Below are 13,362 nucleotides of genomic sequence, written 5' to 3' on the forward strand. Positions count from 1 at the left end.
GATATGGAGATCAGTGAACTATTAAAGTATAGAATAGATTTATTAGAAGAATGTCAAGACGACGAAAAATTTATTTCTGAGCAGGACTTTTTGACCAATGTAATGCCATTCCTTAATGATGCCAAACTAGTCGATTCTGAGGACTATAATGACTGTTTTCATCTTAATAAAGTAGATAATTTGAAAGTGAATGGCTATGTTATCAATGAATCGGGCGAACGTTTACAAATCTTTCTCGTGGATGAGGTATCGATTGATGTATCAACTCTAGAAGAAGACTTATTGATTTCTCAAAAAAGCTATTACGACCAGCAGTTTAATAAAGCATTCAAGTTTGTCAATAAATCAATAAAGAAGCATCTTGATGAAGATGTGCAAGATTCCAGTCCTGCCAAAGCCCTTGTGAATTTTTTATCTTCAACACAGGGGTTAGAACAGATCGACGTCATCGAGATTTTCTTAGTATCGACCGCCATAACGGTAGAAAAAAGAGGTGCGGAGCCGCAGCCAAAGAAGATTGAGTTTGACGATGATAATATCACATTTAAATATACGGTTGGAAAGGAGAGCCGATCCAAATCAATAAGTGTCTTTAAAAGACTTATCGATCTTAATTTTATATATAATGTCCTTATCTCCCAGGGTAATAGGGAAGTTCTCGTTGTCAATTTTGAAAATCTATATCCTGGAGAGATACATCTTCTCAGAGCAGCAGACGAAGAACATTTCGAATCCTACTTATGTGTGCTTCCTGCGGCACTGATTGCGGAACTGTATCGTAAATACAGTACACGTATTCTCGAAAAAAACGTACGTTCTTTCCTTCAGTTCAAAGGCGTAAATCAAGGTATCCGTGATACCATTAAGAAGACCCCTGAACTCTTTATCGCCTATAACAACGGTATGACTATAACAGCGGTAGATTCAGAACTTAAAGAGAATAACGGACAGTACATTTTGAAGTCTCTCACAGACTTCCAGATCGTGAATGGTGGACAGACCACAGCATCTATATATTTCTCCAAAAAAGAAGGCCTGGATATATCCAAAGTTCGGGTAATGGCAAAAATTAATGTTGCTAAGAATACAGACGAGGACAAACTCAATGAATTTATATCGCAGATCAGTATTTACTCCAATGCTCAGTCCAAAGTGTCTTCTACCGATCTAAGGTCTAGAAATGAACAGCTGGTCAAGCTGAAAGCAGTTTCAGAAAGTACCTTAACACCCACAGGAAAGAAATGGTTTTTCGAAAGGTTTAAGGGCGAATTCAATACCCTGATTCGAAAAAATCCTGCAGCCAAGACTAGGATCAATAATGAGTATCCTAAAGAGAGACGTTTCTCAAAAGAAGAGCTGGCTAAGTACTATATGTCTTGGGGAGACCAACCTTATATGGTCAAAAAAGGAGGCGAGAAGATCTTTAGGTCATTCATCGAAATCATCTCCGGTGAAGAGAAGAAAAAGGCTCCTGCTATCGATCGCGATTTCTTTGAAGAGACCATCGCTCGGATTATGCTTTTCAGAACTTTAGAAAAGCAATATGGAGCAGGTAAGAACTCGTTAGGTCAGTTGCGATCTGCCGTAGTGCCGTACTCCATAGCGATTATTTACAAATACGCTGGAGCGATAAAAACCAATATGGTCTTCGATCTCGCTAAGATCTGGAAGCAGGAGCAGTTTGATGAGTCGTTTTTGGAGATGAGCTACAGTTTAATGGATCTGATGAACAATCTGATTAAAAAATATGCGTTGAGCGATGATTTGGGTGAATATTCTAAGAAAGAAGAACTCTGGGATGCTATCAGCAAATCGAGTGAGATCAAACAGTTTATTGAATCAGATCTATTTAAGACATCGATATTGCGTTTGTTGACATCCAAAGACGCCAAGAAAGCAACCGATAAGGCATCAAAAGGAATAAAACATGTAGACTTTTCTAAGCTTTATGAGAATGTACTGATGTATAGTAAGACTGCTGCATATTATCAAAAACTGGGGATGATATTAGGTAGAACCTATACCGCCAACCAGCAGAATAAATTTGATAAAATCGTATCAGCGATAAATAATAAGGAAGATGTATCGGACAATCTACGCGCATTTGAAATGGAATATCTAAATGAAGTGAGGATTTCGCAACCAAATATTTTTGATAAGATCGCTGTCAAAGAAGAGAGTAAATGGCTGGCTGCGTACGATTTTGTCTTATCCCACTATAATAGTTGTATAGAGAACAAGGGAGATATTAGATCTGTTTTTCAGCGTGAGAGAGAGATCTTCAAGGCGAAGAATGCGAAATTCTATTCTGTTCTGGATGAGATTGGTAATGCACTGCACAAAGGAGAGGCTCCTACGATGAAGGAACTTTATAGCTTATGTTCTTGCTTGCAGCTGCAGTAGGCAAGGTTTTGTTTGTTATTTGACATAAAAATTAATAATTATGATAAACATAGTTGCAAAAGCGTTGGAGTGCGTAGCCAATAGTGATGGTTATTTTTATAAATATCTGACACCAAATGATGTTGGTAGCAACGGTTCCAACCAGAGTGGGGTATACGTTCGTATGGGCGATGGAAAAAAACTATTTCCCAAATCGTTTAAGAAAGGGGAGAATGTCCATGCTGATATACAAGTTTTATGGTACGACTCAAAGCTGACTTCGCTATGCAATTTTATTTATTATGGCAAGGCTCTTGGTACAGAAGAGTTCAGAATCACCCGTCTCAATCGAAAGTTTGTGACGGGTGATCTTTTGCTACTCATCTTGACTACTGACGAATATATTGGTTTTGTCCTAAATGATGGGCAATCTAAAGAGTTTTTGGCCAGTATGCAAAGTGTTTAATAATTTATATCTTTGTTCACAAAATGGCTACTCCTGACCCAATCTATATTTTCCGTATGGTGCATTGGCAAAATATCCAATATATTCTGACTCATGGCTTATGTAGTAAGAATCATCGACTTGCTGATCCTAATTATGTTAATATTGGAGACCGTATGTTGATTGCTGCTAGAGAAGATTATACAGTCCCAATTGCAGGTTATGGTACTCTTGGGGATTATATACCATTTTTCCCCTCTCACACTTCAGATCTAGTGCAGCTTAATAAAACTCTTTGCATATAATGCGATTAATTCTGTGAGCATTTGCTTTTTTTTGTTAATTTAGTAAAAAGCTCGCAGTACCTGCTGTGTTAATTTTAGAACGAACTTTTCGCCCAATTTGTAGACCTATATTCTCCAAGTTGTCGAACCGTTAGTAGCAATTTGAGAAATAGCCATCAAGAATAACAATATGAAAGAAAAGATAATTCAAAGTAGTGAAATTATAGATTTATCAACTCGACAAGAAGGACATTTTTATGACCGAAAAGCGAAAGAAATTGACGGAAAAAAAATACAGAAAATAGCTTGTGCATTTGCTAATGCTGACGGGGGTGATTTTATTGTTGGGGTAAAAGATGATAAAGATGAACCTTCTGCTTCCAATCGATGGAGTGGCTTTAATACAAAAGAAGAATTAAATTTTGTTTTTCAAAATTTAATGGAAGTTAAACCATCTATTCCTTATGTTGCGACATTTCTTCAGAGTGTACTAGACAACACTTACGCTCTTCAAATTACTGTTGAAAAAAGTGAAAAGGTCCACAATACAGCAGACAATACCGTATATATTAGGGTTTCAGCACAATCACTTCCTTTAAAGGAGCCGCAAAAAATACAGGAGTTATCTTTTGCAAAAGGCGAAACTTCATACGAAGATTTAGTTTACCGAGATGCAACGGCAGAGGATATATTTGAATCAAATGAGATAAAACGTTTTCTTGTTGACTATTCTCCTCAATCGGACCCTATTGACTTCACGGTGAATCAGAACTTAGTTGATAGAAATTCATATGAACCTAAAATGTCTGGACTATTATTATTTAATGATAATCCTGTTGCTATTTTACCTAGAAAATGCGGTATCAAAATTACTCGATATGATACAGCAGAAAAAACACCAGAACGAGAACATCTTAAAGAGCAGGTAAATATTGAGGGAAGCCTGTACGAGCAAATTCATAAAGCATCGGAAACTATTACATCACTAATGTCTAATGTCAAGATATGGACGCCCAAAGGACTTGACACTGTTAAATATCCAGAAGAAACAATTTGGGAAATACTGGTTAACGCTGTAATTCATAGAGACTATTCCATTTCCGACGATGTTCATATTTTAATATTTAACAATCGAATTGAAATTAATAGTCCTGGCAAACTTCCCGGCTATGTTACTGAGGAAAATATACTGGAATCTCGTTATTCTAGAAATACTAAAATCGTTAGAACTTTAAATCGATATAGAAATCCACCGAATAAGGATATGGGGGAAGGGTTAAATACGGCTTTTCAAAAAATGAAAGATTGGAGATTGAAAGAGCCAATTTTAAAGGTCGAGGGTAACTACGTAAAGGTTACAATTGCACACTCTCCAATTGCATCACCAGAAGAATCGATAATTGAGTTTCTTAATAATTCTGAAAAGGTAAAGAATAGACAGGCTAGGGAATTAACAGGTATAAAATCAGAAAACAAAATGAAAGCTATTTTTTATAAGTTAAGAGATCAAGGTCTGATTAAACCAGTAATGAGTAGAAATGGGACTACTGTTGTTGCATGGACAAAAGCATAAAGCTGCAGCTTCATAAGAGCCTACTCAGAACCGAATGCACCTTTAGTCTTTGTAATTTTACGGATCTGACGGTGCATCCTTCAATTGGATTGGTGGTGTAAATAGTCTCATAGTCTTACGTATCTGCCCATCATATTCAAAAGAGTGGAGAGATTGGTACAGCCATTTGGAAAATCCATCGCGGCGATCGCTCTATAGCTGATCACAATTTCGGTCGAACTATGAGAATGATTCATTGTCTCGATGGACTGCTCTCGCTCGCTGAAATAGGAGAGGGCTTCTAGAGCCTGTTTCTTAAATTCTTCAATTCCTCACAAGTACATGGTTTGCTCATTGTTCTTAATATTTTGGAAATTTATATCATCAGCAAAATCTGTTATCATACTTTCCACATTCATCTCGTTATAGGCCTCCAAATACCAGGAAATCTTTTCCGTTCTATCATTGAAGACGGATGCGTTCGTAAGTTTTGGTACTAGTTTTTCATACTGATGAACGTTTGACTAATAATACTATTTCTAGTCATGGCTCATGTGATCTTCGAAAGCTTTTGCTAACTCAATTCCACCTTGTTCGAGATATGGATATTCTAGTATATTAATAAATGCAGATTTAGCTTCTTCAGATGCAATTACAAGAGGATCACTTTGATTAGAATGTTGTACTAAAAGAATACCGCTTTTTCGGGTTGCCGAATAAGGGTGGTAATCGTTGCTTTCACCAATTACTGCCTGGTAAAGTGACCATACTTCGTTGATATCGTTTATATCAACGTTTTCGTAAATCCAAGTTTTAAAATCTGTTGTTGCCATGTTGTATTTGTTTGTTAAGTTTGTAGTGTTTTATTTTTATCAAGGTTCTATTCTTCCCCACATGTAATTATTATTCTCATCCCAAAATATTAGTTCAGTTCCTTCAATTCTTCCCCATAACCATCCTTTGTATTCATTGTGAATTCTAAACTCAGTACCATAAAGGTGACCGTAATAAAAAAGATCATTCGTTTGGTTCCATACCCTTACGTAATCATTATCGATTTCCCCATAAAAGTATTCGTTATCTTCATTCCAAATTATTATTCTCATCGCTTTATATAGTCGTCAAAATTTAAAGGAGAGGCTTGTTTCAAATGCTCTTCAATAAAACTTATTCCCTCACCAGTTAACCTCCCTGCCTTGTAAAAAGGCCCCCAATCTTGAAATTTATTAAATAATTGATTGACAAAATGCGTATTGAGAAATGTTACCTCATGTTCACTAAGAAAATGATCTTCTTTCATGAGGATATTTTCAAATCTTCCGTTAGGTTCCGCATGAGTTAGCATTATGCCAATAAAACTAGTGTCGTCGTCAGAATATTCCCAAATAATGGCTGGGTGTTTCAATTTCTTTTTGTCTCTATTTTCGTATGGGACCCAAACGATGTCTCCTTTAACGTACGGCATATATTGTTTATATTTAAGGTGTGCGTTTTATTATCTTTAAATAATCTCTGGCGGTGTACCGTTGTTATCGTTTGATTCACGAATTGAAAAAGCTATTTCCTTTAATGCTTGGCTTTGCTCGCGTAATGCTGCGGTGTGCTCGCGCTTAGCGACGAGGTATCTGTCAAGAAGACTTGAAAGAACTAGGTACAGCCCGTAGAGACAAATTGCGATAAATCCTCCGTATATGAGGTACATTAAAAGTCCGAATGAGAACATAATTTTGAGTTTAGTAGTTAATTTTTAATTCTTTCGTTTATCACTCTCAATCGTTTGGATTGCTTTTTGAACGATATCATTGGGTAGAGACTTTATTAACATAAAATAAAACGGTTTCGCACCACGTCCTTTTTTATCAATTTGCTTTTTATCTGTTTTTGCTATAGAGCCTGCGAAGTTTTTACTAATTGTACCAGAGATCTCTTCATTATCATAGGATACACCAAATTGCTCTATAATTTTATTGCTAATATCTTTGATTAGAAATTCGGATTTTTCGGACATGTTACCAAATACGATTGTTAGATGTTCAACTATAAATCTTTCATTGTAAACTTTTAGTGGTTTGTCACGAGAATTAATTTTAGCTTTTGTTACTTCGGGCAACTTAGAATGGTTTGGGAGTTTACAATTGGGGTTTCCCATTTGATAATAAAGTAAACCGTAAATAGAGGAGACAGTTTGTAGCTTCTCAACATTATAATTTGTTGTGCCGTTTTCCAAATCACTATATTCAGAAGGGCTCATTTCGCTTAAATTGGCCGCTTCTATTTGGCTTAAACCAAAGTGTAATCTAAACTTCTTTGCTTGTTTACCGAATTCTAATTTAATGTCATAATCGCTCATTTATTTATATAAATTTCTTTTTAATTGTATTTTATATTTTTATTTGTATATTTGTTTCAGTTATTTAAGCGACTACAAAAGGAGGGTGGAGACACTCTCTCATTACGATGTTACTCATAACAGAAAACCGCTAATTTTCCATATGAGTTGATCGTGGGTTCGCTTTCTATTGGATTTTTTTATCTTTGTAGATATTAGTCCAATAGGGCGGATTCCATGTCAGACTCTGTGGAACCATAATTTCGGTTATGGTGGTCCTAGCGGTACCTCTGTCAGAGCTTTGGAATTCGCCCTATTGGTTTTTCAACCAATACGCCATTCCTCAAGCTTTCTGAGTTCATCGTTTAATAACCAAAATGAATGATTATGAAACGACTAGAAAACACACCCCAACAGTATCCAATCTACCTCCAGGAGGTAGGCCAATGGTACGCCCACACCATTCCCATAAAGAACGCTATCCGCGCGCCCGAATAGTTAATTAAAATATTAAAAACCGAAACAGGAGAGGGCTGCTATCGCCAATTTGTAATGCGCTGATAGGATACAAATAAGTACTCCCTTGTTGAAGGTTTTCCGATCTGTCTGTTATGCAACATTCCCTAGTGATCAGGTTAATAATAAATTTAATTGCTCTATTAGAGCCTAGACAACTTAAAATTAGCATTTAAAATTTATTCTTGCAAATGAATAAAGGAATTATTGTATAGTTTTTCTATAAAATACACGTCGGTTTTTTATCTTTCCCGATAAGAGGTAGCATAATTTCCCCCTAATCAATGCCTTGTAAATGTTTTGAGCTGCTTTTCGGGATTTTGTTAATTCTTTATTAGTGACACCTGCAAGGACTAGTTGGTCTTTGCGATGACACCTCTTTGGAATGCAAATTTTTTGCAATGGGGGAAGGTATGTCCGATTCAAACGTTAGGACATCACTAAAGTCATCTTTACGAACCTTAAAAATGAATCAAAAATATTCAAATGTGCTAGCGCTAGAACTAGCCATATACCAAGTGCACGATCAGGATTATGATCCCGCGGATAAGATCGCTTACTTTTGGAAGAAGTATGATATCCGCACCATCCAGAATACAATTTCATTACTACTTAAGAAGTCAGCAGACCGCTGGCCCAATGAAAATGTAATAGAGCTCTGCCAAAAGCAGGTGTTCGGTTTCGACCTATTAGCTGTACTGATTGCTTATTTCCATGTGCATAACGACTATGTAGACTTGAGCAAGTTGAATTTTTCAGACGCTGAATCAACTATGCTGAGTTTGGATGAACTGGAGATCACAAAGCGAATCCACGAGTTCTTTGGAAGAATAGTAGACTGATCTTAACAATAAGCAGATGACAAACAGATCAAACCTGGTGTCTGCCTTATTGGATAAGGTGGCACATCTGGCATCTATAAATGGTGCTGGAAAAAATAATTCAAAAAAAGTTCAATTCACATGGGATAAAAAGTACCCCTTCGATTGTATAGTATATAGCTTGAGGCAGATGATGTCGGCACGTACCCCTGTGCCGATGCCAAAGAGCGGAAAGGGAATGATACAGTTAGCGCTGAATCTACACTTTTTGGTTTTCAATGTTATTATTTGTCTTTCAAAGGCATTGAAGAACAAACAAGCCCTGCTTATTCTGGCTTGTTCGTGTTTTAATAAAGTGATTTGTCTTTCTAAGGCATTAAAGAATACAACAATGCTTTTAACATGCATTGCTGTATTTCATATGTTTAGTTTATCGGCTCAGACGCCCCGCAAGGACAGCGGGGTGGATGGGTTGTTAGTCTTGACTGGTACAGTCGTGTCTTCTGCTGACGGTAAGCCGATCCAAGGCTTATCCATCCGAGTCGAAGGTGAAAAGGGTAGGACTTCTTCTAATAAAGATGGTTCCTTTTCATTGTCAGTCTCCAATCCCAAAGGCACAGTTTCGTTCTCCCACTTGGGATTCAGGTACTTAGAACTGCCGTATACAGCCGGAGTATCATTGACTGTCAAATTGATACCATTAGAGAATCAATTGGAAGAGGTAGAGGTGGTAAGTACGGGATACCAAAAGATTCCAAAGGAGCGGGCGACGGGGAGTTTCGAATTTGTGGACAGCAAGATGCTTAACAAGCGTGTTGGCTCCACTATTATCGATCGCCTGGAGAATATGAGCAACAGTGTGCGCATAGATAAAGAGTACAGGTGGCTAGATCGATCACAATATGAGACGGTACCTAACTATAACTTTGATATGCGTGGCAAGTCTGCTCTGCTAGGTGCTCCGTCCCGGACGATTATTTTGGATAATGTCGTCTACGAAGGGGATCTACGCGATATCAATCCCAATGATATTGAATCCGTATCTATACTCAAAGATGCGGTGGCCACATCATTATGGGGCATCTATGGTGGCGGAGGGGTACTGGTCTTAACGACTAAAAAGGGAGCTTTAAACAGTCCGACAAAACTGTCTTTTAATAGTAACCTTACCGTCCAGAAAAGACCGGATATCTATGCATTGCCTTTTATGAATAGTACTGATTTTATTGAGTACGAAACATTTCTCTTTGATAAAGGCTATTTCAATTCCAAGTTGAATGATACGTATAGTTATGTGACGGTGAGCCCGGTGGTGAAACTACTCGATGAGGTCAGGAAAGGTAATGTGTCAGCAGTTGATGCACAAGTACAGATCGACAAGTATAAAACTTATGATATCAGAGATGATTACTCCAAGTACGTATACCGAAATGCAGTAAACCAGCAGTATGCCATTAATCTTTCGGGTGGCACGGATAAAGTGGCCTATAATTTTACGGATGGATATGACGGGAATACCAATAATAAGATAAACTCCAACAATGACCGTACGACTTTGAGATCATCCGTCAAGGTAAAACCAATCGCTGCTTTAGAAATTACCACAGATGTCAATTTCGCAAATGTAAATGCACACGATGCGAGCATTGATCAAAACATTGCCTATGGTGCATTGGATGCTGGCTCAGGAAGTGGGGCCTGGCCTTATCTTAAACTGGTAGATGCGAATGGTAATCCCATTGCAAATGATGCGGTGCCTATTAGCAGGGCTTATCGAGATACTGCCGGAAATGGGAAACTGCAGGATTGGTCTTTTAATCTGCTCAATGAAGTGGATCAAAATTGGCAGAAATTGAGTTCAAAGAATCTGATGGCAACCATTGGTTTAAATTATAAGTTGAGACCAGATCTGACCTTACAATTGATGTATAACTATCAATATAATCCTGTAGAAGTGAAGGATTGGCTTGGTCTAAAATCGTTTAAAATGCGAAACCTGATCAATTATTTATCCCAGTGGAATGATGTGGCTCTCCTTAAAACACCTATTCCGGTGGGCGATAGACTGATTAATGCGCATACGAACAATGTAAATCAAACAGGTAGATTTCAGGTGAACTATGCTTCGCAGTTTAAGGATGGGATACATAAAATAGACTTTTTGGGCGCGGCCGAGATCAGGGAGAGACGATTTGAACGGGATGTGAAAACACTGTACGGTTACGATCCCTCCAATCTTAATATTATCCCAGTGGATCCTACAACGATATTCCCCTTTTTAAATCAAAAGTTTGGCGGTGGTAATATTCCCATAGCTGACGCATTGCAAAAAACAACCAATAGGTACGTCTCTTTGCTCGCCAATGCGAATTACGCGTTCTTGGGCAGGTACAATCTGTCTGCCAGTATACGCAAGGATGCTTCAAATCTTTTTGGTGTAAAGTCAAATCAGAAATGGCAGCCGCTATGGTCTATCGGTACAGCATGGGAGATAAACAAAGAGTCTTTTTTGCATGCGCGATTTATTGACATGCTAAAATTGAGGGCGTCTTATGGTTATTCTGGTCATGCGAACGCGGACTATTCGGCACAGCCCATTATTTATTACAATGGCACCGCTCCATTGACAAATCTACCCTATGCGAGCATCACCTCACCGGCAAATCCTTCCTTGTCATGGGAAAAGATCCGTACAATCAATTTAGGAATAGACTATGGCTTTTTTAAAAATAGATTATCGGGTTCTATCGAATGGTATCAGCGCAATTCAAGGGATCTGATCAGCAGCGTGATGATAGATCCGACAACAGGATTTGAATCCACCATTAAGAATGGGGGCGAACTGGTCGGTAAAGGGATAGAGCTTGAGATCAACAGCGCAAATATAGTTGGTCCGATATTTCACTGGCGCTCGAGGTTGCTACTCAACAGGAACAGGACGAAAGTCAAAAAGTATGACTACAAGTTTGCTTATCCATACAATTACGTGATGACATCGGGATCGACAAATACACAGTACCGTGAGGGTTATGATGTGGGAACTGTATTCGCTTATCGTTCCGCTGGTCTTGATCCCGAAACTGGTGATCCGAGGGGATATCTTGATGGTGAGGTAAGCAAAAACTACAGGGGGATACTGTACGGTGGCATGGAAAATATTGTAGATGTTGGATCCGGTGTGCCACGGTATTATGGATCGCTCAGTAATGATTTCACCATCGGAAAGTTCTCCTTGACGGTAAACCTTCAGGCGAGATGGGGATTCAAGTTTTTTAGACAATCCTTTAATCAGCAGACCGCCGCTGAAAATAGGGCTGGTTACAAGGATTATAAAGATCGGTGGCAACAGCCTGGCGACGAATTACATACCAATGTTCCGTCGCTTAAATATCCGATCGATATCTTTCGCGGCAGGTTTAGTAGCGGGTCTACTGATTGGATAGTCAATGGCGGGAATGTCCGTCTACAAGATATTTTGATTTCATATCGGCTGGGAAGCTTTAAGTACATAAAAGACCTCTCTGTATATGGCTTTGTTAAAAATATGAATGTCATTTTGTGGCGTGAGAATAAGGTAGGAATAGATCCAGAATATAGGGATGCCATTCCGTTTCCACTGTCGGTATCCTTTGGAATAAATATGAGCTTGTAGATTTTAACATGATTGAATTATGATAACGAGATATTATTTTTTACTTATAATCGTTTTTAGCATTACGCTATTAAGCGCTTGTAGTACTTTTTTGGAAGATAAACCTAACCAAAAAATGGCAGTACCCAGTACCCTCAAAGATTGCGATGCGTTATTGGATGACTATTTTACGATGAACAATAGTTATCCAGTTGCCGGAGAGGTGGGGGCTGACAACTATTATCTGACGACAGTGTCTTTTGAGGCAATAAGCCTTAATGCCGAGCGGGATATGTATTTATGGCGTGCTGATGCTGATATTCCGGCCGAAAACTGGACCGCTAGCTATAAGGTGGTTTTTAATGCAAATCAGGTGTTGGATGTGCTAAAAAAACTGGACAGGTCTGTCGATCCTATAAATTATGACCGGATCAAAGGTGAAGCGCTGTTTTTCAGGGCTTATGCTTATATGCAATTGGCAGATGTATTTACATTGCCCTATAGCAAGAGTTCTTCTAATACTGATCTCGGGATTGTCCTTCGGGAGACGGCAACCGTAGATGAAATCTCCAGACGGGTATCATTGGCGGATACGTATCAAAAAATTGTAGATGATCTGATAGAGAGTGCAAAATTGCTCCCCATGATTTCAAATTATAAGACCCGGCCCACAAGTGTAGCTTCGTATGCTGCCCTTTCGCGATTGGGGCTGGTCATTGGTGACTATGATCTGGTAATTGCAGCCGCTGAGAAGGTATTGGAACAGAAGCCTGTTCTGATAGATTATAACACCTTAAATAAAAACGCGGCTAGGCCTTTTCAGCGTTTTAATAGTGAAACATTATTCTATGCCATCACATTGACTTCATCTTGTCTCGATCCTTATGCTTCGTTTGTAGATAGTTCGCTTTACAGCATGTATAGTCCTGCTGACTTAAGGAAGTCTCTTTACTTTCAGGATACTGGCGCTGGAGTAACATTCAAGGCCAAGTATGATGGCGAGAATAATTATACTTCATTCGCCGGAATTGTCCTTGATGAGGTGTATCTGAACCTGGCAGAAGGATATTGCGAAAGGGATAATGTCGGCCTGGCAATGAAATATTTAAACCAGCTGATGCTTACCCGTTTCAAGACTGGTGAATTTATACCCTCTGCTGCGACAAATAAAGCAGAGGCATTGGCGATTATTCTCGCCGAACGCAGGAAATCACTGATCATGCGTAATGTAAGGTGGATGGATCTTAAAAGGCTCAACCTGAAAGATTCCCATGCAAAGACGCTGGTAAGAAAGATTGGTGAAAAGACTTACCAATTGGCTCCTAATGATTTAAGATATGCTTTTCTCATTCCATCGGGAGTCATTGGAATGGCTCCCAGTATTAATCAAAACAACAGATAA

General features: G+C 38.5%; 11 protein-coding genes. 7 read left to right on the plus strand and 4 right to left on the minus strand.

All coding sequences use genetic code 11. The annotated features are described in order from the left end of the window. Nucleotides 1-3: 3 nt before the first annotated feature. From HMAT_RS03165 to HMAT_RS03180, 4 genes are all read left to right on the plus strand, one after another. Nucleotides 4-2,403 carry an AIPR family protein gene (locus HMAT_RS03165; protein ID WP_104381351.1) on the plus strand — a complete coding sequence of 800 codons (2,400 nt, stop codon included), beginning with the start codon at nucleotides 4-6 and terminating at the stop codon, nucleotides 2,401-2,403. A gap of 40 nt (nucleotides 2,404-2,443) precedes the next feature. Beyond that, nucleotides 2,444-2,848 carry an EcoRII N-terminal effector-binding domain-containing protein gene (locus HMAT_RS03170; RefSeq protein ID WP_104381352.1) on the plus strand — a complete coding sequence of 135 codons (405 nt, stop codon included), beginning with the start codon at nucleotides 2,444-2,446 and terminating at the stop codon, nucleotides 2,846-2,848. Between the two features lie 23 nt (nucleotides 2,849-2,871). After that, nucleotides 2,872-3,132 (plus strand): DarT ssDNA thymidine ADP-ribosyltransferase family protein, encoded by a 261-nt coding sequence (locus HMAT_RS03175; protein ID WP_104381353.1) that lies wholly within the window; start codon nucleotides 2,872-2,874, stop codon nucleotides 3,130-3,132. A gap of 169 nt (nucleotides 3,133-3,301) precedes the next feature. Then, complete coding sequence (locus tag HMAT_RS03180; RefSeq protein WP_104381354.1) at nucleotides 3,302-4,684, plus strand: ATP-binding protein; 1,383 nt, start codon at nucleotides 3,302-3,304, stop codon at nucleotides 4,682-4,684. A gap of 518 nt (nucleotides 4,685-5,202) precedes the next feature. Here the strand turns inward: HMAT_RS03180 and HMAT_RS03185 are convergent. The 4 genes from HMAT_RS03185 to HMAT_RS03200 all read right to left on the minus strand — a co-directional run bounded on the left by HMAT_RS03185 (nucleotide 5,203) and on the right by HMAT_RS03200 (nucleotide 7,013). Then, a complete protein-coding gene (locus tag HMAT_RS03185) occupies nucleotides 5,203-5,496 on the minus strand; it encodes a hypothetical protein (RefSeq protein ID WP_104381355.1) in 294 nt (97 codons plus the stop codon). A gap of 39 nt (nucleotides 5,497-5,535) precedes the next feature. Beyond that, entirely contained in the window at nucleotides 5,536-5,769 is a 234-nt protein-coding gene (locus HMAT_RS03190) for a hypothetical protein (RefSeq protein ID WP_104381356.1), read from the minus strand. Then, nucleotides 5,766-6,128, minus strand: coding sequence for a hypothetical protein (locus HMAT_RS03195; RefSeq protein ID WP_104381357.1), 363 nt, complete (start codon nucleotides 6,126-6,128; stop codon nucleotides 5,766-5,768). Before HMAT_RS03195 ends, HMAT_RS03190 begins: the two co-directional genes overlap by 4 nt. 282 nt (nucleotides 6,129-6,410) lie before the next feature. Continuing rightward, entirely contained in the window at nucleotides 6,411-7,013 is a 603-nt protein-coding gene (locus HMAT_RS03200; protein WP_104381358.1) for a helix-turn-helix domain-containing protein, read from the minus strand. Nucleotides 7,014-7,975: 962 nt separating this feature from the next. On the opposite strand from HMAT_RS03200, the gene HMAT_RS03205 reads away from it, so the two are divergent. The 3 genes from HMAT_RS03205 to HMAT_RS03215 are packed head-to-tail and all read left to right on the plus strand — an operon-like array spanning nucleotide 7,976 to nucleotide 13,362. After that, entirely contained in the window at nucleotides 7,976-8,350 is a 375-nt protein-coding gene (locus HMAT_RS03205; protein ID WP_158655582.1) for a hypothetical protein, read from the plus strand. Nucleotides 8,351-8,366: 16 nt separating this feature from the next. After that, complete coding sequence (locus HMAT_RS03210; RefSeq protein ID WP_104381360.1) at nucleotides 8,367-11,981, plus strand: SusC/RagA family TonB-linked outer membrane protein; 3,615 nt, start codon at nucleotides 8,367-8,369, stop codon at nucleotides 11,979-11,981. 19 nt (nucleotides 11,982-12,000) lie between these two features. Then, nucleotides 12,001-13,362 carry a RagB/SusD family nutrient uptake outer membrane protein gene (locus tag HMAT_RS03215; RefSeq protein WP_104381361.1) on the plus strand — a complete coding sequence of 454 codons (1,362 nt, stop codon included), beginning with the start codon at nucleotides 12,001-12,003 and terminating at the stop codon, nucleotides 13,360-13,362.

It is taken from the genome of Sphingobacterium sp. HMA12, assembly GCF_002933815.1.
Classification (GTDB): domain Bacteria; phylum Bacteroidota; class Bacteroidia; order Sphingobacteriales; family Sphingobacteriaceae; genus Sphingobacterium.